Below are 23,060 nucleotides of genomic sequence, written 5' to 3' on the forward strand. Positions count from 1 at the left end.
AAACTCCTGGCTATGATAAACGAATGTAGTTTAAACGGTATCGTATGCCCATTTAAGGTAAACAGACCCCCATGTAAATCCTCCTCCGAAAGCAGCTAATACAATGTTGTCTCCTTTTTTCAACCTGCTTTCCCATTCCCATAAGCATAATGGGATTGTTCCGTTTGTTGTATTTCCATAACGTTCAATATTAATCATCACCTTATCAGTGGAAACCCCCATACGGTTAGCAGTAGCATCAATGATGCGCTTATTTGCCTGATGTGGAACCAGCCATGCAACATCATCAGATGTTAAGCTGTTGCGTTCCATAATTTCGGCAGCTACATCTGCCATATTTGTTACCGCAAATTTGAATACTGTTGGTCCTTCCTGATGCGCGAAATGCTCTCTCGCATCGATTGTTTCGTGAGTAGCTGGTTTTACAGATCCTCCGGCTTTCATGCCCAGAAAGTCTCTGCCAGAGCCATCAGTTCTTAAAATAGAATCCTGAACGCCCAGCCCTTCTTCATTCGGTTCCAATAAAGCACATCCGCATCCGTCGCCGAAAATGATACAAGTGGTGCGGTCTTCGTAATTAATGATTGATGACATTTTATCGCCTCCAATTACCAATACTTTCTTATGCCTTCCTGATTCAATAAATGATGCTCCGGTTGATAAACCGAACAGGAAACCTGAACAGGCTGCCTGTAAATCGTAACCCCAGGCATTTGTAGCGCCAACTTTATCCGCTAAAACATTTGCGGTTGCAGGGAAGGTGAAATCTGGAGTAGTGGTGCAAAAAATAATCAATTCGATTTCTTTTGCATCAATACCTCTTTTTTTAAGTAAGCCATTTACAGCATGAACAGCCATATCTGAAGTACCCAGGCCTTCACCTTTTAAAATCCTACGTTCTTTAATTCCCGTTCTGCTAGTAATCCACTCATCCGAAGTGTCAACAATGGTTTCTAACTCTGCATTTGTGAGTATATAGTCGGGGACGTAACCATTTACTGCCGTAATAGCAGCGTGAATTTTACTCATTTTAAAAAATTTAATCAATTATTTAAATGCCATTCTAATCTTTTCTACCAAGCCAGTTGTAATCATTTCCCTGGATTGAAGAACCATATTTTTAACAGCCAGCGGACTAGAAATTCCATGTCCGATAACAACAGGAGCGTTAACGCCTAAAACCGGACTTCCACCGTACTGTTCATAATTGAAACGATCGAAGAACTCATCTTTCAAACCCTTTTTAATGGTAATTACATAAAATGATTCTGCTAGTTTTAACATTACATTTCCTGTAAATCCGTCGCAAACGATTACATCCGATTTATCATTAAATAAATCTCTGCCTTCCACATTACCTACGAAATTGAACAGATTCGTCTCTTTCATCAATGGGAAAGTAGCCATGCTGAGCATATTGCCTTTTTCATCTTCTTCCCCAATATTCATTAAAGCAACCCTGGGATTGTCTATTTTAAATAAATTTTCAGCGTAAAGGCTACCCAGCACGCCAAATTGTAATAAAATATCAGGTTTGCAATCTGCATTGGCGCCAACATCTAATAATAAGCCGGTGCCGCCTTTTAATTTAGGAAGAATAGAGCATAAGCATGGGCGGATAATGCCCGGAATTGTTTTAACGCTGAAAACAGCGCCTACTAACATTGCTCCAGAATTTCCAGCACTTGCAAATGAATCGATTTTACCTTCTTTTAAAAGATTAAAACCAACTGCGATGCTCGAATTAGGTTTCTGAACAATTGCTTTGGTGGGATGCTCACCCATACCAATAACTTCATCAGTATGAACGTATTCAAAATGATCTGGATTGAAACCCTCTTCCGCGAGAATGGGTTTAATCTGTTCGGTATCGCCAATAAGAACCAAATGTTCTCCAGCGTTTAGCGATTGATGAGCTGCTATTGCTCCCAAAACAATTGCTTTGGGAGCATAGTCTCCGCCCATTATGTCGAGGCCTATTTTCATAGAAAAAATCTGTTTGTGTTAGGGTCAGGCTAAATCCTGATTTTTCAGTTGACTAAGGTATGACTAAAGCCGCTGAACACAAACAATTTTTTAAGAAAATTACCCGATTTGAGTATTTTCGATAACCAATTTACCGTTATAGTATAGGTTACCATCAACGTTGTATGCACGGTGAGGTACGTGGATAGCACCTGTTGCTGCGCAAGTTGCTAAAGAAGGAGTCACTGCTTTATAGTGTGTTCTTCTTTTATTTTTTCTCTGTTTCGAGATTTTCCGTTTTGGATGTGCCATTGGTGTATAATCTAATTATTTTTTTAACTTATTAAGGGCTTCCCAACGAGGGTCGCTTGTTTGTTCGTTTTCTTCTCCCTGCTTGTCGATAGAGAGTTGTTCCAGTCTTTCAATCATTTCCTGATCACACTCCTTATCTGCCTGCTCGCAGTTTTTGATATAGGGTACAGCTACGTTAATCATTTCGTATAAAGGTTCTGATATATCAATCTCAGAATCTTTACGGCTAAGCGTGATAATTTCTTCATCATCGCTTTCCAGCTCATCTTCAGCAAACTTTACAATTTGCCTTTCATATAAATTTACCGGGTACGCAAACTCTGATAAACACTTATCGCAATCGAGATTTACTGTTCCCTTTACTTTGAATTTTAAAAGCAACATGGTCTCTTGTTTCTCAAGTTCCAGGTCTACTTTTAAATTTCCGCTTTTAATTAATGAATACTCAAATGCATTAAAAAAACGGTCATCAAGCTCATAATCAAAATGATGAGCTCCCAATTTTAATCCGGTGAACGGTATCGAAAATTGTTTTAATGGCTTCAAAGTACTGTAAAATTTTAGCCTGCAAATGTAGGGATAAAATTATTAGATTAAAAATGTTTTTTGAAAATTGTTGGCTATTAAAAACTTATGTGCATTTGAAAATTTCAGCCCTTTAACTTTTCAGTACCATTTCCTTGTTGTTTCTGCTCCATTCACTCCACGATCCAACGTATAATTTTGGGATAGGTAAACCTGCATAATCCATCGCCAGCAAGGTATGGCATGCAGTAATTCCAGAACCGCAGTGCACAATAATATTTGCAGGTTTAATGTGCTCCAGCGCTTTGGCGTATTGGGTATTTAGTAATTCAGGCGCTAAAAAGCGTCCGTTAACATCTAGATTTTCAGTAAATGGAATATTGATCGCACCCGGAATGTGCCCCGCGATGGTATCAATTGGCTCCACTAAGCCAGCGAATCTATTGGCATCGCGAACATCAATTACGAGGTAATCATCTTTTTTCGCAACAGTCTCCACTTCGTCCATATCAGCTAAGGGAAGATTCCAGTCTTGGGTTTCATATTGTTCTACCGATTTTGGTGTTTCTGATTTATTCGTCGTCGGGAAACCCGCTTTAACTGCCGCCTGAAATCCACCGTCAATTACCTGTACTTTTTTATGGCCAATAGCTTTTAACATCCACCAAAGTCTGGCAGCAGCGTTTCCGCCATTTTTATCGTCGTAAATAATCACATGGCTGTGCTTTGTAATGCCGAGTTTTTGCAAAACTAAAGCGAATTGTTCAGGTTGAGGTAGGGGATGCCTTCCACCAATGGCGTAATCTGCGATGTTTGCCAAATCCTCATTTACATCGGCAAATAAAGCGCCGGCTAAATGCTGTTCATGATACCTGGCTTTAGCGCCAGCACTTGCATCAATGATTACAATTTCATCATCAAGGTTCAGCCAGTTTAAATCCTCGGGTTTTATAATTGGGGATAGTTTTGACATATTCAGTTAAGATTTTTTAATAATGAAAATACACCTATCGCGGGGCCAATGGCCAAAATCATGTAAATATAATGCGAATTCATTTCTTTTGATAAAATATTGATGGTTTGGATGCTGATAATTGTGACAGCAAAGCCTATACAATTAACTAAAGTGAGTGAAGTTCCTTTTAATCTTTCCGGTGCATGTTTAGCAACCAGTGATGAAAACAGAGGCGAATCTGCTGTGCCTGATAGACCCCAACAAAAAAGGAAGATCAAAAACAGATAGGTGTTTTCAAGGAAGAGAAAAATGGGTGATAGAATACAGCACAATCCTGAAATAGATAAAGCGATGGTTGCTAATTTTTTAGCTTCGAATTTCTGAGAGAGTATGCCTCCAAGCATACATGATATGCTCCCTGAAGCAATAATTAAAAAAGAGAAAAGGGAAGTGTTTAAACCCGCATTTGCATGTGTTTGACTATAAAGTATGAGCATAGCAGGGAGGAATGCCCAGAAAGTGTACAGTTCCCACATGTGTCCGAAATAACCAAACGCCGCTGCACGGAACTCCGGGTTTTTAAAAGCCCCAAAGCAGGAGCCTAGGCTGAATTTTTGCCCTGCAACCCTAAATGGCCCATTTGGCACAAAAAATAGGATGCAGCATGCACCAATACCTGATAGCGCTGATGTGGCGTAAATTACGTATTGCCACGAAAATTTTCCGGTAAACATTTTAAGCAGGTGTGGAAACGCAGTTCCTAAAACCAATGCTCCAACAAGAAAACCCAACGATTTGCCTAAACCGTCTTTAAAGTAGTCGGCTGCGATTTTCATTCCAATAGGGTAAATCCCAGCCAGCATAAAGCCTGTCAGGAAACGAAATAAAAGAATCATATGGATATCGTTCACTTGTAAACAGATGCAGAGGTTAAACAGTGCTGCTGCTATACCGCAAACAAAGAAAACTTTAGACGGTGAAAAAATGTCTGCTATTGTGGAAAACGCAAATATCAGTGTGCCACTAATAAAACCAAACTGAACCATGCTGGTAAGGTTGGCCAGAAGATTTATTTCGCCGGGGAACTTTTTAATGATATCGAAAAGTATTGCATTGCCTGCGAACCATAAAGAGGTGCATAGAAATTGTGATAGCACAATTATGTGTAAGATGTATCTGAATTTTTTGGTAGTCGGCATTTGAAAATTGTATCACAATTTTAAATAAAATAAACGGATGAACAGGGCATTTTCCCCGCTAATTGAAACTAGGAAACCTGCGAGAACAGGAACCTGAATTTAGTTCGTGTAGAAATGATATTTAAGGCTGTATACCTAGTGATCTGACAAGACAGAAAAATAAGTAAAATGATACCAACATCAAATGGAATTCGTACCGGGCTGTTGCGTTAAGTTCCATTGATACTCCGTACAATCTCCGTACAAACTCCGATGAATCAGATCATTTGGGCACAAATTCTCCATACCAGAATTCAATGGATTACATCAAATTTGGAAGCAGATTTTCTATGTGTTAAAGTGAATCTGGAAGTCGCTTTTCTATGGCCCTTAAACTAAGAAGCATCATCCTTGATATCGAATTGCGTTTCTACAATTTTTCCACCTGTACGAAGTTGATTACTCAACATTTCTTCCTGTTCTCTACGATTTTTAACAATATGTATGGCGGAAAATAATGCTTCGGTAAATGAAGTTGAATCAGCAAGATCTTTTCCGGCAATGTCATATCCGGTACCATGGTCAGGAGAGGTACGTACAAACTTTAATCCGGCAGTATAGTTTACCCCATTATGAAATGCCAATGTTTTGAAAGGAATTAGGCCCTGATCGTGATACATAGCTAGTACAGCATCGAATTTTTTATAGCTACCATTTCCAAAAAAACCATCAGCAGGGTAGGGTCCGAAAACCATCATTCCTTTATCATATGCTTCCTGAATGGCGGGAGTTATAATTTCTGCCTCTTCAGCTCCCAGTAAGCCGTTATCACTTGCATGCGGATTTAAACCTAGTACGGCAATTTTTGGTTTTTCGATCCAGAAGTCTTTTTTCAAACTTTCATTAATTAATTTCAGTTTGCTGATAATCTTTTCCTTTGTGATTGATGTTGGAACGTCTTTAACAGGGATGTGACCGGTAACCACACCTACACGTAGATTTTCGCTAATCAAAAACATCAATACATCTTTACTACCACTCTTCTCCTGAAGATATTCGGTGTGACCAGGGAAAGCAAAAGTATCTGACTGGATATTGTGTTTATTGATTGGAGCGGTAACCAACGCATCGATATCACCATTTACCAGGTCGGCAGTTGCCTTTTCCAATGAAAGCAAGGCATATTTTCCGCCTGTTGCGGTCACTTGGCCCAGTTCGATTTTCACATCTTCTTCCCAGCAGTTAATCATATTGGCTTTTTTCGATTGCGCCTGATTAGGATGATTAATTACATTGAAACTAAAATCTCCGAGGTTGTTGGCTTTTCTATGAAACGAAGAAACTTTGGTGTGTCCGTATACAATTGGTGTGCAATAGTTTAAAATGGCCGGGTTAGATAATGTTTTAATAATTACCTCTAAACCTATGCCATTTACATCGCCTATACTAATACCAATTTTAAGTTTATCGCTCATCGTTACTGAAAAATTTTAGCGCAAAATACTGATTTTCGGTTAAACAGGTGCTTACCGGATAAAAATTAGTTATTTTGTAAAAAAAAGTCAGTAAACAAAACACAGCTTTTGGGCCATGACGAACAGATTGTTCTTCATGTTTTCTGTGTTTGCCTGGCAAGAAATTATAAGGATGAGTTTAGTAAAAGCAAAAAAACATTTAGGTCAGCATTTTTTAACTGATAAAGGGATTGCCAATAGAATTGTAGATAGTCTGGTGCGTACTGATCAGTACAACCAGGTTCTTGAAGTTGGTCCTGGAATGGGGATCTTATCTGACTTTTTGCTTCAACGTGAAGATTTTCAGACTTATCTTATTGATATTGATACGGAATCATTCCATTTTTTAAATGAGAAATATCCTCAGCTTGGCAATCGTTTAATTAATGGCGACTTCTTAAAGCTTGATTTCGATGCCATTTTTGCTGATCAGTTTGCCATCATAGGCAACTTTCCATATAACATTTCATCACAGATTTTATTTAAGATTTTAGATAACCGGCATAAAGTGGTGGAGATGGTTGGTATGTTTCAAAAAGAGGTTGCTCAACGATGTGCTGCTCCATCAGGAAGTAAGGAATATGGTATTTTAAGTGTATTTCTGCAGGCTTACTATAAAATCGAATATCTTTTTACCGTTAAACCCGGCACTTTCAATCCGCCACCTAAAGTCCATTCTGCTGTAATCCGCTTAACCCGTAATGAAGTGCAGACGTTAGATTGCGATGAAAAATTATTTTGGCGTGTAGTAAAAGCTGGTTTTAATCAACGCAGGAAAACACTGCGCAATGCCGTATCGGCCGTAATGCCAAAAGATAAAATGGATAACCATATATATTTCGAGAAAAGGGCTGAACAGCTAACCGTTGCGGATTTTGTAGCCTTAACACAGCATGTGAGTAAGCTGATGGAAGGATAGTTTTGGCTAATCTATTTCTTGCAAATCCATGATGATTTTCGTTAATTTTCTCCTTTTCTTTGCGGTGCAATTTCTTAAATATCATGGTTAATTACAGCGAAATATTTAGCGGTCGGGGGATGGATTACTTAACTTATCGTGCATTGGTAGATCAGCTTTTATCAGAAAGCAAAGCTACAGGCGAAGTGACGTACGATTTGCACTACACCAAAATGAATGTGCAAAGGATGAGCCGCGTTGATAAGACTATTAGCTTATCTGATGAGTTTGTATCAACTATTGAAAGCCTTAAAGCCAGGTATAAATTTTTAGTAATTACTGAGGGATGGTGTGGCGATGCTGCACAGATTATTCCGGTTTTCAATAAAATTGCTATTGCATCACTGGGCAAAATTGAACTGAAATTTGTCCTTCGGGATCAAAACCTGCCGTTAATTGATGCACATTTAACTAATGGTGGCAGAGCAATTCCTGTTTTGATTATACTCGATGAAAATGCAGATCGGGTGCTGGCTACCTGGGCGCCACGTCCTCAGGTTTTACAGGAACTTTTAAAAGAGTGGAAAAAAGAAAGTACTGAAATGCCAATACTTGCTGAGAAACTGCACGGATGGTATGCTAAAGATAAAACGCAAAGTACTCAATCAGAATTGAATGAACTTTTGAAGGGGCTGGAAAAATAATTGCCCCAATAAATTGCTTTCAGTTACTTGAGTCTAATCGACAGAAACTGTCAATCCTTCTTGCTGCAGAATTTTTCTGTAAACTTCCATTTCAGTAAAAGATCCTTCCAATACCGGACATTTTCCTTCATTATGTACTTTCCAGGCAATTTTTTCGCCTTGAGATTCACTATAATCCAGATACTTCATCATGCAATGAATAACATGATCAAAGGTGTTTACATCATCATTCCACAAAATAAGGCGATGTACGGTTTTTAGGGAAGTTAGAATTTCTTCGAGCGTAAAGGTCTCTTCTTTGGTTTCTGTAGACATGGGTGCAAAAATAAACATTACTATCAAGTATTTAGTATCATGTTTTAAGATTTTGTTCGTTTGTGAATAATAATGGCTTCGGCAATAAATGATTAACTTTGTGTAACCACAATATAAAGCAATAAACATGCACCAATCCAAAATAGGGGGAATAGGCTACTATGTTCCTAAAAATGTATATACCAATGATGATTTGAGTCGTTTTATGAAAACAAGCGACGAATGGATACAGGAACGGACCGGAATTAAGGAACGTCGTTTTGCGGACCGCAATGAAGAGACAACGACTACCATGGGCATAGAAGCCGCGAAGATTGCGATAGAGCGTGCGGGGATCACCGCAAAAGACGTGGATTTTATTGTTTTTGCCACATTGAGTCCCGATTATTATTTTCCCGGTTGTGGTGTTTTACTGCAACGTGAAATGGAAATGGGCGAGATTGGGGCACTGGATATCCGTAATCAGTGTTCAGGGTTTGTTTATGCATTATCAGTAGCCGATCAGTTTGTTAAAACCGGTATGTATAAAAATGTTTTGGTAGTAGGTAGTGAAAAACATTCGTTTGCGATGGATTTTGAAACCCGGAGCAGAAATGTTTCTGTCATCTTTGGAGATGGGGCCGGGGCGGTTGTTTTACAGCCAACAGATGATAAGGGTAAGGGGATTTTAAGTACACACCTGCATAGTGATGGTGCCGATGCCGAAATACTGGCAATGTATTATCCGGGTTCACACGCCAATAAATGGATGAAGGATAAGCCTGCTTTTCCTGATCAGGAGCTTGGTGGTTTATTTATGACTCCCGAAATTTTAGAAAGCGGAGCAGCCCTGCCTTACATGGACGGGCCATCGGTTTTTAAAAAGGCAGTGGTTAAATTTCCTGAGGTGATTAAGGAAGCCCTTGCGGCCAACAACTTAACCGAGAAAGATATCGACATGTTGGTGCCTCATCAGGCTAACCTAAGAATCAGTCAATATGTACAGCAGTTATTAGGCTTGAGGGACGATCAGGTTTTTAATAACATCCAGAAATATGGAAATACCACCGCAGCATCAGTTCCTATAGCTTTATGTGAAGCCTGGGAAGCTGGTAAGATCAAAGAAGGCGATTTGATTTGCCTTGCTGCATTTGGATCGGGCTTTACCTGGGCCAGCGCATTAATCAGGTGGTGATCGCATTTGCTGTTTTGTAGCCAAATGTTATCTTCGCTTTAATCTTTCATCTTTAGCTACATAGAATGCGCGCAGTTTTACAAAGGGTTACACAGGCAAGTTGCACTGTCGATGGCAACATTACAGGACAGATTGGTACTGGTTTTTTAGTACTTTTAGGTATTGAGGATGCTGATAATAGTGAGGATATAGATTGGCTGGCACAAAAAATTGTGAACATGCGGGTGTTTGCTGATGAAAATGATTTAATGAATAAAGCATTGGCAGACATTAACGGTGATATTCTTCTGGTCAGTCAGTTTACTTTATTTGCATCTACTAAAAAAGGTAACAGACCGGGTTTCACGAAAGCTGCACGGCCCGATGTTGCTATTCCCTTATATGAAAAAATGGTCGAAAAGCTTTCACAATTACTGGGTAAGAGAGTAGAAACTGGTATTTTCGGGGCCGATATGAAAATCTCGCTTCTGAATGACGGGCCAGTTACCATTTTAATTGATACAAAAGATAAAGAATAAGAGATAACTTCATTTATGACAATCAGAGAAGCACAGGAAACAGTTGATCAATGGATTAAAACTACCGGAATCCGTTACTTTAACGAATTAACAAACACGGCTATTTTGATGGAAGAGGTAGGAGAGGTTGCCCGGATCATGGCCCGGAAATACGGTGAACAATCTTTTAAAAAAAGCGATGAGGAGGTTAATCTCGCCGATGAAATGGCTGATGTCATGTTTGTGCTGATATGCCTGGCCAACCAAACAGGGATCAATCTTACTGCAGCCCTGGAGAAAAACCTGGAAAAGAAAAGTATCCGCGATGCAGACCGGCATAAGCACAACAAAAAGATTAACCCTTAAGCTTGCTAAGCGATTGGAGGAATAAACTCCATTAAAGTACGATAAGCAACAAAACGATTTTTATATCTCTCATTTAACTCGTTTTGAAGGGTGGGAGCATAAACTTCCTGATACTTGTTATAATTTTCAACAGATTCTACAACATACTGGGCACAATAGGTTACTCCTTCATTCGGCGAATCCAAAACCTTCAGGAGTCTGTTTGATACAAACATCTCGGTGGCCATAACCGCGGGAACATGAACTTCGTGCATCCATTTCAACCAGTCTTCCGCAGCAGTTTCTTCTAAAATTAAAGTGACATTATATAAAAGCATGTTGCAAAGATAACCATTTGGGAAATGTTAAAAAAAACATTAGAATATCATTTTTCTTTCGTTTAATTATTTGCAAAAAATTAAATTTGCACAACCCTATTGTTTAGTAATGCTGTCACATAACGCTCACAAAGTAGATAACTCAACCCGAAACTATGTTTATACCGGATACCTTACCGCTATTTTTGGTGGTTTATTGGGTGTTGTAATAGGATGGGATTTAATGAAAAAACGCCGTTCTCTTGCCACTGGCGAAAAGGGATTTGCTTATTCGTTAAGCGACCGACAACATGGGGCCAGAATCCTGATCCTGTCTGGTATTTGCCTGATACTTCTGCTTACATTGGTGATTATCGCACTGGATGCTTAAACAGGGTTTTAGCAAGAAGTGCTGAATTTAAACCCCGTCGCCCCTCAAATTTCTAAATCTTTTCCTTGCCTCTCCACTGAACATGCTTCCCGGATAATCGGTTATCAGCTTTTGGAAATAAATTTTCGCCTGTGCAATGTCGTTCAGGTTCTTTTCATAAAGATCCCCGAGCGTAAAGAGGGCATCATCCGTCCAGATGCCATCTTTGAAATCTTCTGTGATCTTTTTTAGAATGTTTGATGCTGGCAGAAATTCGCCGGATTTAATCAGGATTCTGGCCTTACTCATCATCACAGCATCTGTCAAACCATTTCCCGGAAAGGCGATGGAAATACTATCGAGTTTTTTGATCGCCTGGGTTGGTAAATTTCTGAATACAAGCATTTCAGCATCGGCATACATCTTTAAGGCATTGCTGTCTGCAGGGCTTTGAATATCATCTGAAATTAACAGGCTTAAATTTAGTGCATCATTAGCGATGAGTTGAGAGGTTGCAGCTTTGAGCACTAAACATTGCCCGTTACTATATTCAAAATTACCCTGATAAAAGGAAAGTCTTGCGCTTCTGAAACGGGCTTCATTACTAATTGGCTGCCCTTCAAACTGTTTGGTTACCTGCTCATAAACTAGAAAAGCTTCCCAGGGTTCGTTAGTAAGAATGTAAACATCGCCAAGGTCGAGCTTCAATTGGCCAATATCCTGGGTGCTCAGGCCAGGCATCTGAATGGCATCTTCCAGAATTTTCTCTGCTTTGTCTGGTTGACTCAGATAGTAGGCCTGCAAGTTGGCCAGCTTCTTTAGGGCGAACAAAGTATTTTTGTTCTTACCATTTTCATCTATCAGTACTTGATAGTCTTTCGCCAGAGTAGCTAAATCTGCCGCTGTATACTTTCCAGATGTTTGTAAGTTATATTTAGTATTTAACAATTCAATCTGCGATGGGAGATAAAAAGGGCTGTCTTTGCCTTTTGTTAATAAATATTCGTAAGCTTTAATCGCGGTTTCATATGCTTTGTTATCCACGAAAATATTAGTAGTGTTAAAGAGTGTTTCGCCACTCGCCTTTGTTCTTTTATCAAAAGCAATGAGCTGACGTAAAGCCATGTCGAATTCCTGCTGCTGAATAAAATTCCAGGTTAAGAGTTGAATGTAAACTTCTGCATCTGGCGATTTTTGCACTTTACGCAAGATAGCGGTTTGAAAAGTCTGATAGTCTGCTTTATCTTCGAAAACAGATGATAATACCGCTTCTGCCTGTGGCAATACCTGCGGCATTGTTTCCAGTACATCGAGGTATTCCTGCATGAGCATAGACTTATCTTTTCTAAAGCGGTATATATTTAAAAGTTCAAATGTGAATGCCTGCTCATTACCCAGAATTTTTCTTCCTTGTTTGAAGGCTTGTATGGCGAGATCGTAGTTTTCAAAGCGGTAAAAGTTATTTGCAAGGTTCCTGATTTTAAATTCCTCTTTAGGAAGTTTGGAGATGGCCTCGTTGAAAATTTTGTTGGCCGTTTGTACGTCACCTTTCTCCTGATAAAGTTTACCCAGGGCAATGTCATAGCCATCATTGGCAGGGTTTTGACGAATTAGTTTTTTGACTAATTTTTCGGCAACATCATATCTTTTAAGCTTAATGAGCGAGTTGAAATAAATGTCAAAATAACCCTCATTGTTCGGGCGTTCTAAAAGTTTCTCTAACAATACTGCAGCTTTTTCATAATCACCGTCCTGGTAGAATTGGATGGCAAGGGAAATATCGTCTTGTGCAACTTGTTGATTTTGACGAAAAATCTGTGCATTTGCCCCAAATGATGCCAGGAAAAGAAAAATGAGGATTAAGCGGTTCATAAGCTTGCATTATAAGGTTTAAATGTAACATTTTAATACAATTTTAGCTAAATCAGCTCCCTGCATCAAACGTATTTTAAATGTTACCTGCTTTTTATTTTACGTGTATGGTATAAATATTAAATTGAACGCACTGACATAATAAACGTTGCATAAGTAACATTGTTGGTGTAAATCATGCTTAAGTTATTGTGATGCGTATTTTTGTCATCCCGTAATTATTTGTTTATGTTGAAGAGGATATTTTTAATTGTTATAGTTGCTGTCATTTCTGCCTGTAATGGCAATAAAAATGACGGGATTATACCTGTTGATGATTTCTTCAAAACACAGGATAAGGCTTATTATCGCTTATCTCCAGACGGCAAAAGCCTTTCATACTTAAAATTACAAGCTAAAAAGCTTGATTTATTTGTAGAAGACATTGCTACGGGGAATAGTGTTCAGTTAACACATCTGACAGAAAAAAGTATTAGCTTTTACTTTTGGACCAGCAATAATGAACTGATATATTATACTGAAGATGAATCGAAGGAAAGGCGTTCGGATATTTTCGTGATCAACAAGGATGGCAGTAAGCAGGTTCAGTTAAGCTCCAATGAGAAAAGCCGCCTCCATGTAATTGAAGATCAGTTGATAGACGACAAATATATTATTGTAGCTTCAAATAAACGAGATTCGACAGTTTTCGATGTCTACCGCCTGAATGTCAGGGATGGTAAAATGGATATTGCCGCTAAAAACCCAGGCAATATTACAGAGTGGATAACGGATAATAAAGGTGTTTTAAAAATTGCAGTATCCAGTGATGGCGTGAATGAAACGCTTATGTACAGGGAAAATGAAAGTCAGCAGTTTTCACCTGTTATCACGAATAACTTCGAGACCACCCTGCAACCCATTGCTTTCTCGGAAAAGGAAGCGAACGTGTTGTATGCGATTTCCAATGTGAACCGGGATAAGAATGCCCTTGTTGCGCTTGATTTGAAAACCGGTAAAGAAAAACAGGTTCTTTTCGCCAGCGATACGCTCAATGTGGTGGATGCAAAATACTCACGGACGCAAAAGAAAATGCTCTTTGTAACCTGTGAAACTTGGAAGAAAGAGAAATTCTATCTTGATGACAGCACCCGGACAACTTATTCCAAAATAGACAGGTTATTGCCAGGTACGGAATGGCGTATTATGGATAAGGACAAAATGGACAATGTTTTTGTAGTGCGTACGTTTACCGACAAAAACCCAGGTTCCTATTATTTGTATACTGCACAGGATAATAAACTCAAGAAGCTAACTGACATTAACCCGGCGATAAAACAGGAATCAATGTGTGCTATGAGGCCAATTAGTTTCAAAAGTAAAGACAGTTTAACCATTAATGGTTACCTCACCTTGCCCAGGGTCAAGAAAGCCACCAATCTTCCTGTTGTCGTTTTACCACATAATGGTCCGGGGGGAAGGAATAACTGGGGTTATAATGCGGAGGTTCAGTTTTTAGCCAACCGTGGTTATGCTGTTTTACAGGTAAATTACCGTGGCTCTACAGGCTACGGAAAATCATTCTATGCCGCAGGCTTCAAGCAATGGAGCGATAAGATTCAGTCGGATGTTAATGATGGCGTGCAGTGGTTAATTGATCAAAAGGTTGCCAATCCTAAAAAGATTGCCATTTATGGGAATGGCTTTGGCGGTTATATTGCTTTGAATTGTTTATACAAAAATCCCGATATTTATAAGTGCGGGGGATCAAATTCCGGCGTTATTAATTTATTTAGCTATTTTAAAACCATTCCACCATTTTTGAAAACCAATCTGCAGATGTATTACGAAATTGTAGGCAATCCCATTACTGATACAGAATACATGCGTTTTGCCTCGCCGGTTTTCCATGCTGATCGTTTTAAATCGCCCGTATTCATTGCTCAGAATCCCAAAGATCCGCGCGTTAATGTAGCTGAAGGGGTTCAGTTTATAAAGGAGCTCAAAAAGCGGAATGTCCCAGTTACTTACATTGAGAAGGAAGAAGGCCCGAATCCCGTTATGCGGCAACAGGGACGAACAGCATTATACAAAGCATTAGAAGTGTTTTTGCAGGAGAATCTAAGTAAGAAGTAGGAATGGCTTTAGACAAAAAAAGTGGTTACCGAAAGAATTTCTCGCTTAGCGTTACTTTCATTTCCCTCATCTCGATATTATTTATCCTATCTCTTTTCTTAGCTTTTAACTACAGTAAGAAATCGATCGAGAATGATTTTGTGTCTGAAAAGGTGAATGTGTTAGAACAGAGTATAAAACCTTATAATGATTTCTTTCAAAATAAAATGCCTGAGGTGTCCTATTACAATGGATTTCTGGATTCATCAACCGCTGCTAAATTTGTTGATACCATCCTGTTAAAATATCCGTTCATCTCAAAGGTAACTTTTTATGATACCGAAGTAAAAAACATGCCGGTAAAGGATGGTGTAAATGCCAACCATCTGGGTATTGGTCCGAAGGCCATTTATCAATTTGGCAAAGGCATTCGCCCTGATTCCGTAAAGCTCTATTCAGCGGAAGATACCCGGTCATTTAATGTTGGTAGTGATTTTAATGCCATGGCTATTAAGCTGGCTACCTTTGTTGAGTCTCTTGATACGGCATCGGTACCCAGTCAGGAAGAGCTTTTTACTAATTTTTCTATCGTTAATTCCAATGATAATAAGATTACCTACCTCAACATCCCCAGGGGAGAAGACTTGAGAAGTTACAAAGATATGATCAGGAAGAAGTTAAATCCTGCGCCCGTTTATCAACAGGATGTTTTGGTCTTTAACCTGGACGCATCAAAAATCAAGATTATAAATACAAGGCCCCTGCTGTATCAAAGCATTAAAATAGAGCCGTTAACCTATGATCCTATTGATACATCAGAAGAAAAAATTACAACCGAAATTGCATTGCCAGGTGCTTTCTCAGATTTTAAGTTTTACCTGGTTTCTTCCAAATCATATATTAAGAAAGAGATTTTCATATATTTTATGCCTATAGCGCTGGTGCTGCTTTTGGTTTATGGCGTTTTGTTGCTGGTGGCATTTTTAATTTACCGCAACCTGAATATCAACAGCAAAATGTTTAAGCTGCAGTATGATTTTGTTAATAACCTTACCCACGAATTCAAAACACCCGTCAGTGTAATCAAGATAGCTGGTAATAATATCAAGAGCGCAAGTACACTAAGTGCAAGAGAACAACAGCTTTACGGTAAGATTTTGGATGAAGAGGCAGATAAACTCAACGGACTAATGAATAAGCTGCTTGCTTTTACTCAAATTGAGAATAAGGCAATAAAACTGAACCAGGAATCAGTCAATATCGTTGATTTTATAGAAAGTACTATTGAGTCGCACACCTTGAAGCATCCTGATTTTGCAATGACCTATGAGGTTGTGGGCTTCAAAACCTTTATCAGTGATCCTGTGTTATTGGGTAGCTTGTTTGATAACCTTGCAGAAAATGCCTACAAATATTCCAAGCCTGAGAATAAGAAGCTGCACATTTCTGCGAAGCTGATTAAGGGGGTATTGGTTTTCCGTTTTACGGATAAAGGTATAGGAATTGCCTCATCTGAATTGAATAATATTTTTAAAAAGTTTTTCCGGATTCAGAACGAATATAATCAGATGGGAAGTGTTGGCCTGGGTTTGGCATTCTGCAAAGAACTGATTAACTTTATGGATGGTGAAATCACTGTAAAAAGTAAAGTAGGGGTAGGTACGGAATTTAAAATTGTGCTCCCCTATAATAGTTAAAATGAAGAGGTATCGTAAAGCGTATTGTTAACATCTTCTAAAATTAAACACACAAATACAAATGTCTAAAGAAGTAAAAATATTAATTGTAGAGGATGATGAGAATCTTCGTTTTCTTGTGGCACACCGCTTAAAAGCCGAGGGATACAGTGTATTGGAAGCTAATGACGGTGATGCAGGAGAGCGAATGATCATCGCCGACCAGCCAGATATCGTTTTATTGGATTGGATGATGCCCGGCAAGCAAGGTGCAGAGGTATGCGAAAATGTACGTAAGCAGGGTTTCGAAAATCTGGTGATTATGATGACTGCCAAAGCACAGGATGTTGATAAGATTGATGCTTATAACTTTGGCGCTTCAGATTACATTACCAAACCATTTAACATGGATGTATTGGTGGCGATGTTAGATAGTAAGGTTAAATTCATTGTAAATAAAGATTCGGCTGAAATTCACCGGTTTGGAAATATGGAGCATCATCCAAATATCCATACTTTATTTAGAGACGGAAAGAAAATAGAGCTTACTATTTTAGAGAACCGTATTCTACTTTATTTCTTGCGGAATCCCGGGAAAGTAATTAACCGCGACGAACTAATGCTAGTGGTTTGGGGATACAACTCTGATGTAAATACCCGCACGCTTGACATGCACATTGTACGTTTACGTAAAAAAATTGAATTAAATCCTGATAACCCTCAGCTGTTGCAAACTGTAAGGGGGGTAGGATATCGTTTTAATGCAGGTTAATTGAATAATTGAATGAGTGAATGACTGCTAGCCTGACGCTACAAACATTTACTCATTCAATCGCTTAAAAACCCACTCATTTGTTATGCGCGCTTAAGGGTAAATATGGTTATTTCAGGAAGGATACCTACTCTACCCGGATAGCCCAAGAAGCCATAGCCAACATTAACATAAAGTTGTTGCTGCTGCTCCTGATAAAGGCCTGCCCACTCTTTGTAAATATATTGAACCGGGCTCCACTGATATTCTTTCAAACGAACACCAAACTGCATGCCATGGGTGTGTCCACTAAACATGGCGTCTATCTGCGGATATTTTTGTAAGACTTCTCCACGCCAGTGAGAGGGGTCGTGGCTTAGCAATAGTTTTACAGGCAAGTCATCCGTATTTTGTACTGCCAGTTCCATTTTTCCGTATTTGGGAAAACGCCCCATGCCCCAGTTCTCGATTCCTAGAATTCCTATTTCTTCTCCGTCAACTTTTAGTTTTCTGTTTTCGTTCATCAGCAAATCGTAACCCATAATCTTGTGAACGTCGACCATATCCTTAAGGTTCTTCACTTTCGCCGGAGAAGATTCTTTTCCAAAATAGTAGTCTCCATAATCGTGGTTACCCAAAGAAGAATATACACCAAGCGGCGCTTTTACTTTTGAGAAAATATCCTGATAGTCTCTTACTTCGTTAGTCAAATTGTTAACAAGGTCTCCCGTAAAAAAAATGAAGTCTGGTTTTTCAGCTAACAGCATTTCTACGCCTCCCTTTACAGCGGTTTTATTGTAAAAACTTCCTGAGTGGATATCCGAAATCTGCCCCATAGTGATCCCGTCAAACGCTTTAGGTAAATTTGGAAGGATTAGGTTTACCCTTCTGATCTGGTAATCGTAAGCGCCAGAAATAATTCCCCAACTGAGCGAAGTTAATGGCACTGCTGCCGCAACCAAACCCGCTTTAACTAAAAATTCTGAACGTGAAATAGGTTCAACCTCACTAACGGGTTGATCTTTTATGACTTCTTTCTTTTTAAAAATCCTGACGAATAATCTCCGTAAATCATCCAGAATCAGAAAAGGCAACATGGCCATTTTGCAGGCTACTGTTAAAAAGAAAGCGACTAAAATAATGGCCCTAAGTGTTAAAAACAAGTTCAGGTAAATTCCGGCGAAGACCCCAATAATGAGTAGAAAACTGTAGCTCCAGTAAACAATGGCAAATATTTTTTTTGTGAGTGGTTTCCATTTTTTAAAAACGGCAACTATTGCTTTATAGAAATATACATCGAATGCGGTAATGAGGACACAGGCGGCAATAATAAAAGGTAATCTTCCCATTAGATTTTGGTAAATAAAAAGCTTTGATTGATTCTTACTCCGTACGAAGAATCAATCAAAGCTATAAAAAATGTGCAATTTATTAATTATCTGAAGTCGTCTTCATCCTCCTCTTCATCAAATTCGGCGTTGAATAAGCTGCCAAACATATCTGAAAATCCAAACCCACCATTTAAGAAGTTTTTACTCAACTGAGAATATTCGGCTAGTCCATGTAACACAAACTCCATCAATAACAATGTCTGATTTTCACTTAGCTTTGGGTGAAATTTTTTAACGGTATCATATAAGCTGGGCACTAGCATCAGTTCTTTTTTGTACTGTACATTGGTTAAGCTATCTGTAACGTCGACATTATTTCCCTCTGTGAACCATTCTGTAATTTCCGTGTAAGGGTTTGCAGTTTTGCTTTTTTTCGCTTTTTCAGGATCCGGGAAGTAACGGGCAAAAAGCGTTTTAACAGCCTTACCAATCAGTGTCGTAGCTACATGCGCAGGACCTTCAAGTTCACCTTCGTAAACCAGTTCTATTTTACCAGTGATAGCAGGGATAATACCGGCTAAGTCAGATAAGCGGACAAATGTATTCTTATCGCCCGATATTAGCATTCTGCGTTCAGCAGTACTAATTAGATTTTCGTAGGCTGAGATGGTTAGCCTTGCTGAAACACCGGATTTTTGGTCGATATATTCACTTTTACGTGCTTCGAATGCGATTTGCTCTACTAAATCTTTTACCAGGCCATCAGCTTCGATGCTTGCTTTCTGTTCGGCAGTAAGTTTAGCTTCCTGAAAAGTGATTTTGCGGGAGATTTCAATACTTTTTGGATAGTGCGTCAAAATCTGACTTTCAATCCTGTCTTTCAAAGGTGTCACAATACTTCCACGATTGGTATAGTCTTCAGGGTTTGCGGTAAATACAAACTGAATATCCAGCGGTAAACGTAATTTGAACCCGCGGATCTGAATATCTTTTTCCTGTAGCATATTAAAGAGTGCCACCTGGATACGGGCCTGCAAATCGGGCAATTCATTAATCACAAAAATACTGCGGTGAGCACGTGGTATTAAACCAAAATGGATTACCCGTTCATCGTTGTAAGTGAGTTTCAAGGTAGCAGCTTTAATCGGGTCGACATCGCCAATCAAATCAGCAACAGTAACATCAGGCGTAGCCAGTTTTTCTGTATAACGTTCGCTGCGGTGTAACCAGGCAATCTCAGTTTCATCGCCTTTGCTAGCAATTTCATTTTTAGCATACCATGAAATTGGATTCAAAGGATCATCGAATATCTCGCTACCTGCCACATAAGGAACATATTCATCGAGCAAATTGACCATTAAGCGGGCTATACGAGTTTTCGCCTGCCCGCGTAAGCCAAGAAGCAAAATGTTATGCCGGGAAAGTATTGCTGTTTGCAGTTCTGGAATTACCGTTTCATCATAACCGATAATTCCCTCAAATTGTGTTTTCTTATCACGAAGTATTTTAATCAGATTCTCTCTAAGCTCTTCTTTGACGCTTCTCGATTTATAATCTGTTGCCTTTAACTGGCCTAAAGTTGTATTTTGCATGTATGGGAAATGGTTAAAGAATAAATGTTGGAGCTTAAGTTTTATTTCACTGTTTTCCTTCTGTTTTTAATGTAATCCTCGAAAATATACTCACCGAGCCCGTTAAGTGAACTGTAAAAAGCTCTGCCCCCGTTAATCTCAGTAAATTGTCGGACGAACTGTTGAAGATATGGATCTTTGGCAATCATGAAAGTGGTGATGGGTATTTTGAGTCGCTTACATTGTGCAGCCATATTTAAGGTTTTATTAATCACCTTTCTGTCCAGGCCCATACTGTTTTTGTAATACTTCCCATTCTCCTTCAAACAGGTTGGTTTCCCATCGGTAATCATAAAGATTTGCTTGTTATGAGTTTTTCTTCGGCGTAGTAAATCAGTAGCCAGTTCAAGACCTGCAAAAGTGTTGGTATGGTATGGCCCCACCTGTAGATAAGGGAGATCTTTCACCGTAATTGGCCATGCATCATTACCAAAAACCACAATATCCAATGTGTCTTTAGGATATTTTGTTTTAATGAGTTCTGCGAGCGCCATTGCCACCTTTTTCGCTGGAGTAATCCGGTCTTCTCCGTATAAGATCATCGAATGGGAAATGTCAATCATTAAAACGGTGGAGGTAAGGGTTTTAAAATCTTTCTCTTCGACTTCTAAATCCCTATCGGTTAACGTAAAGTCACCAATGCCATGGTTAATCTGAGCATTCTGTATGGATGCCGTCATGTCGATCTGGTCTAAACTATCGCCGAAATTATATTCTCGCCTGTCGGCATTTTTTTCTTCACCAATGCCAGATTGATTGCTGTTGTGATTTCCTCTGCCAGATTTTTTAAGCTTTCCAAAAATTTCATCCAGCGCAGATTTGCGAATGGTTTGTTCGGTTTTGGCCGTTATTTTAAACTCACCGGATTTATTGTCTTCAGTCAGGTAACCTTTGTCTTTAAGGTCATCAATGAAATTTCCTATGCCATAGTCATTATTGGTTAATTTGTATTGTTTATCGAGTTCATTCAGCCAGCTTAAAGCCTCCGCTGCATCACCCGCTGTATAGTTCAGCAGTTCGCTGAATAATTTCAACAACTCATCAAACCCACCTTTTGGCGTATCGCCAGGCTTATAATCAGAAAAACGAAAACCTCTCATGTATTTGTATTAACGAATAATTAAAGATAAAGGTTTGAGAACTGACTAATTTAAGCAGGATGTCATATTTCGGCCAAAGAGCGGAGCATAAGATCTGGGATGTAAAACAACAGGAACAATTAATGTCAGTTACCTAATGCCATGTGGTAAATTTTTTTGTTATAGTCTGGATTTGCTCCTGCCTGGGAGGCCACAAATGCACCAACTTTGCAAGCATTATCCAGGGTTGCTTCCATAGGGTAGCCTTGTAAATAACAAGCTGTAAAGGTAGCCAGGAAGGCATCTCCAGCCCCAACCGTATCGGCAACCTGAACTTTATATCCACAATGACGGAATAATTTCCCATCCTTCAGTACACATGCGCCCTTATCGCCCAGGGTGAGGCATATGACGTCGATATTAAACTGAGCTGATAACTGTTTAAGGATTTGTTCCTCATCATTGCCTGTCAATTGGAAACTATCGCGCACCCAAATAATTTCATCTTCATTAATTTTTAAAATATCGGCTTTCGATAGCAACTTTCCTATCAGTTCTTTTTCATAGAAAGGTGCCCGTAAGTTAATATCGAATATTTTTATTTTGGCACTGTCCAGCAATGAAAATATGGTGTTTCTTGACTTTTCTTCCCGGCAGGTTAAACTGCAGTATACCAAAGCATCAGCTTCTTTGACCGCCTGAACGTTTGCATCATTCACGGCGATATCATCCCATGCTACCGGCTGTTTAATGGTATAGGTAGCCTGGTGATTTTCATCCAGCTGAACAACTACTGTACTGGTAGGCAGAGTTGGATGTATTTGAACCAAGTCAGTGTTAAACTGATTACCTACCAGAAAGCTCAGCAACTCTTTTCCGTTATCGTCCTCCCCAACGGCACTAACGAAACTACTTCCGATGCTTTGCTTGTGAAGGTTCAAAGCTACATTCATGCTAGAGCCTCCTGCTTTTTTGCCCTCAGGAAAAACATCCCATAGTATCTCGCCAATTGTAATTACTTTATGCTGCATATGATGAAGATTGAAAATGTAAAGAAACAATTTTTATGCATGGAACGAAATAATTTGTTTTATATCTTTACAATCAGGCATCAATATTATGAAAAGACTTTTAATTATCGCTTTCCTGCTGGTTTCAATTGGAACTCATGCACAAACGGCTAAAGACAAACAGGCTATACTGAACGTATTGGAAAAACAGCGTGGCGACTGGAATAAAGGCGATCTGGAAGCTTTTATGCAAGGGTATGTGAAAAGCGACAGCCTGCTCTTTGTTGGTGGTAGCGGGCCCACTTACGGATGGCAAAAAACACTGGATAATTATAAAAAAACTTATCAGGGCAAAGCTGGGATGGGTTTTTTAACTTTTGGAATTAAAAAGGTTGACTTTTTAAATAAGGATGTTGCTTTTGTATTGGGGAGCTGGCATTTGAAACGGGAGAAAGATGAACCTAAGGGATATTTTACGCTGTTATTCAAAAAGATATCGGGAGAGTGGAAAATTTTTGTAGATCATTCCAGCTAACAATTCCAGGCA

At 39.1% G+C, this 23,060-nt stretch carries 24 protein-coding genes; 10 read left to right on the plus strand and 14 right to left on the minus strand.

Annotated elements, in window-relative coordinates:
• Nucleotides 1-30: 30 nt before the first annotated feature.
• The 7 genes from R2Q80_RS17995 to pdxA form a co-directional block, all read right to left on the minus strand.
• The gene (locus R2Q80_RS17995) at nucleotides 31-1,029 is read right to left on the minus strand and encodes a beta-ketoacyl-ACP synthase III (RefSeq protein ID WP_316800936.1); all 999 of its coding nucleotides are present in this window, start codon (nucleotides 1,027-1,029) and stop codon (nucleotides 31-33) included.
• A gap of 18 nt (nucleotides 1,030-1,047) precedes the next feature.
• Nucleotides 1,048-1,986: a phosphate acyltransferase PlsX gene (gene plsX, locus R2Q80_RS18000; RefSeq protein WP_047798949.1), complete on the minus strand. Its 939-nt coding sequence runs from the start codon at nucleotides 1,984-1,986 to the stop codon at nucleotides 1,048-1,050.
• 99 nt (nucleotides 1,987-2,085) lie between these two features.
• On the minus strand, nucleotides 2,086-2,277 hold the full coding sequence (gene rpmF / locus R2Q80_RS18005) for a 50S ribosomal protein L32 (RefSeq protein ID WP_010600130.1): 192 nt from the start codon (nucleotides 2,275-2,277) through the stop codon (nucleotides 2,086-2,088).
• A 15-nt stretch (nucleotides 2,278-2,292) separates the two neighbouring features.
• A complete protein-coding gene (locus R2Q80_RS18010) occupies nucleotides 2,293-2,778 on the minus strand; it encodes a DUF177 domain-containing protein (RefSeq protein WP_316800937.1) in 486 nt (161 codons plus the stop codon).
• A 157-nt stretch (nucleotides 2,779-2,935) separates the two neighbouring features.
• Nucleotides 2,936-3,775 (minus strand): sulfurtransferase, encoded by an 840-nt coding sequence (locus R2Q80_RS18015; RefSeq protein WP_316800938.1) that lies wholly within the window; start codon nucleotides 3,773-3,775, stop codon nucleotides 2,936-2,938.
• Between the two features lie 2 nt (nucleotides 3,776-3,777).
• Nucleotides 3,778-4,914, minus strand: a complete 1,137-nt coding sequence (locus tag R2Q80_RS18020) for an MFS transporter (protein WP_316800939.1) — start codon at nucleotides 4,912-4,914, stop codon at nucleotides 3,778-3,780.
• Between the two features lie 416 nt (nucleotides 4,915-5,330).
• On the minus strand, nucleotides 5,331-6,410 hold the full coding sequence (gene pdxA / locus R2Q80_RS18025; RefSeq protein WP_316800940.1) for a 4-hydroxythreonine-4-phosphate dehydrogenase PdxA: 1,080 nt from the start codon (nucleotides 6,408-6,410) through the stop codon (nucleotides 5,331-5,333).
• Nucleotides 6,411-6,582: 172 nt separating this feature from the next.
• Here pdxA and rsmA point away from each other — a divergent pair, with 172 nt between their 5' ends.
• Nucleotides 6,583-7,368, plus strand: a complete 786-nt coding sequence (gene rsmA, locus R2Q80_RS18030) for a 16S rRNA (adenine(1518)-N(6)/adenine(1519)-N(6))-dimethyltransferase RsmA (RefSeq protein WP_316801081.1) — start codon at nucleotides 6,583-6,585, stop codon at nucleotides 7,366-7,368.
• A gap of 83 nt (nucleotides 7,369-7,451) precedes the next feature.
• Nucleotides 7,452-8,051, plus strand: a complete 600-nt coding sequence (locus R2Q80_RS18035) for a thioredoxin family protein (protein WP_316800941.1) — start codon at nucleotides 7,452-7,454, stop codon at nucleotides 8,049-8,051.
• Nucleotides 8,052-8,084: 33 nt separating this feature from the next.
• Here the strand turns inward: R2Q80_RS18035 and R2Q80_RS18040 are convergent, their stop codons facing one another.
• Entirely contained in the window at nucleotides 8,085-8,366 is a 282-nt protein-coding gene (locus tag R2Q80_RS18040; protein ID WP_047798943.1) for an ATP-dependent Clp protease adaptor ClpS, read from the minus strand.
• 127 nt (nucleotides 8,367-8,493) lie between these two features.
• Here R2Q80_RS18040 and R2Q80_RS18045 point away from each other — a divergent pair, with 127 nt between their 5' ends.
• The 3 genes from R2Q80_RS18045 to R2Q80_RS18055 all read left to right on the plus strand — a co-directional run bounded on the left by R2Q80_RS18045 (nucleotide 8,494) and on the right by R2Q80_RS18055 (nucleotide 10,403).
• Nucleotides 8,494-9,540, plus strand: a complete 1,047-nt coding sequence (locus tag R2Q80_RS18045; protein WP_316800942.1) for a beta-ketoacyl-ACP synthase III — start codon at nucleotides 8,494-8,496, stop codon at nucleotides 9,538-9,540.
• A 65-nt stretch (nucleotides 9,541-9,605) separates the two neighbouring features.
• Nucleotides 9,606-10,058, plus strand: a complete 453-nt coding sequence (dtd, locus tag R2Q80_RS18050; RefSeq protein ID WP_316800943.1) for a D-aminoacyl-tRNA deacylase — start codon at nucleotides 9,606-9,608, stop codon at nucleotides 10,056-10,058.
• Nucleotides 10,059-10,073: 15 nt separating this feature from the next.
• Entirely contained in the window at nucleotides 10,074-10,403 is a 330-nt protein-coding gene (locus R2Q80_RS18055) for a nucleotide pyrophosphohydrolase (protein ID WP_316800944.1), read from the plus strand.
• Nucleotides 10,404-10,408: 5 nt separating this feature from the next.
• Here R2Q80_RS18055 and R2Q80_RS18060 read toward each other — a convergent pair whose 3' ends face one another.
• Nucleotides 10,409-10,720 carry a DUF4286 family protein gene (locus R2Q80_RS18060; RefSeq protein WP_316800945.1) on the minus strand — a complete coding sequence of 104 codons (312 nt, stop codon included), beginning with the start codon at nucleotides 10,718-10,720 and terminating at the stop codon, nucleotides 10,409-10,411.
• Between the two features lie 109 nt (nucleotides 10,721-10,829).
• On the opposite strand from R2Q80_RS18060, the gene R2Q80_RS18065 reads away from it, so the two are divergent.
• The gene (locus R2Q80_RS18065) at nucleotides 10,830-11,090 is read left to right on the plus strand and encodes a hypothetical protein (protein ID WP_316800946.1); all 261 of its coding nucleotides are present in this window, start codon (nucleotides 10,830-10,832) and stop codon (nucleotides 11,088-11,090) included.
• A gap of 27 nt (nucleotides 11,091-11,117) precedes the next feature.
• On the opposite strand, the gene R2Q80_RS18070 is transcribed toward R2Q80_RS18065, so the two are convergent.
• Nucleotides 11,118-12,941, minus strand: a complete 1,824-nt coding sequence (locus R2Q80_RS18070; RefSeq protein ID WP_316800947.1) for a tetratricopeptide repeat protein — start codon at nucleotides 12,939-12,941, stop codon at nucleotides 11,118-11,120.
• Between the two features lie 228 nt (nucleotides 12,942-13,169).
• On the opposite strand from R2Q80_RS18070, the gene R2Q80_RS18075 reads away from it, so the two are divergent.
• The 3 genes from R2Q80_RS18075 to R2Q80_RS18085 all read left to right on the plus strand — a co-directional run bounded on the left by R2Q80_RS18075 (nucleotide 13,170) and on the right by R2Q80_RS18085 (nucleotide 17,483).
• A complete protein-coding gene (locus tag R2Q80_RS18075) occupies nucleotides 13,170-15,056 on the plus strand; it encodes a S9 family peptidase (protein WP_316800948.1) in 1,887 nt (628 codons plus the stop codon).
• A 2-nt stretch (nucleotides 15,057-15,058) separates the two neighbouring features.
• Complete coding sequence (locus R2Q80_RS18080) at nucleotides 15,059-16,732, plus strand: HAMP domain-containing sensor histidine kinase (RefSeq protein ID WP_316800949.1); 1,674 nt, start codon at nucleotides 15,059-15,061, stop codon at nucleotides 16,730-16,732.
• A gap of 61 nt (nucleotides 16,733-16,793) precedes the next feature.
• Nucleotides 16,794-17,483, plus strand: a complete 690-nt coding sequence (locus tag R2Q80_RS18085) for a response regulator transcription factor (protein ID WP_316800950.1) — start codon at nucleotides 16,794-16,796, stop codon at nucleotides 17,481-17,483.
• Nucleotides 17,484-17,566: 83 nt separating this feature from the next.
• On the opposite strand, the gene R2Q80_RS18090 is transcribed toward R2Q80_RS18085, so the two are convergent.
• From R2Q80_RS18090 to R2Q80_RS18105, 4 genes are all read right to left on the minus strand, one after another.
• Complete coding sequence (locus tag R2Q80_RS18090; protein WP_316800951.1) at nucleotides 17,567-18,811, minus strand: metallophosphoesterase; 1,245 nt, start codon at nucleotides 18,809-18,811, stop codon at nucleotides 17,567-17,569.
• A gap of 86 nt (nucleotides 18,812-18,897) precedes the next feature.
• Nucleotides 18,898-20,385: a sigma 54-interacting transcriptional regulator gene (locus R2Q80_RS18095; RefSeq protein ID WP_316800952.1), complete on the minus strand. Its 1,488-nt coding sequence runs from the start codon at nucleotides 20,383-20,385 to the stop codon at nucleotides 18,898-18,900.
• 41 nt (nucleotides 20,386-20,426) lie between these two features.
• A complete protein-coding gene (locus R2Q80_RS18100) occupies nucleotides 20,427-21,524 on the minus strand; it encodes a vWA domain-containing protein (protein WP_316800953.1) in 1,098 nt (365 codons plus the stop codon).
• A gap of 125 nt (nucleotides 21,525-21,649) precedes the next feature.
• Complete coding sequence (locus R2Q80_RS18105) at nucleotides 21,650-22,534, minus strand: carbohydrate kinase (protein ID WP_316800954.1); 885 nt, start codon at nucleotides 22,532-22,534, stop codon at nucleotides 21,650-21,652.
• 88 nt (nucleotides 22,535-22,622) lie between these two features.
• Between R2Q80_RS18105 and R2Q80_RS18110 the strand changes: the two genes are divergently transcribed.
• Nucleotides 22,623-23,048 (plus strand): YybH family protein, encoded by a 426-nt coding sequence (locus tag R2Q80_RS18110; RefSeq protein WP_316800955.1) that lies wholly within the window; start codon nucleotides 22,623-22,625, stop codon nucleotides 23,046-23,048.
• Nucleotides 23,049-23,060: the final 12 nt, after the last annotated feature.

The organism is Pedobacter frigidisoli (assembly GCF_032678525.1).
GTDB lineage: Bacteria > Bacteroidota > Bacteroidia > Sphingobacteriales > Sphingobacteriaceae > Pedobacter > Pedobacter frigidisoli_A.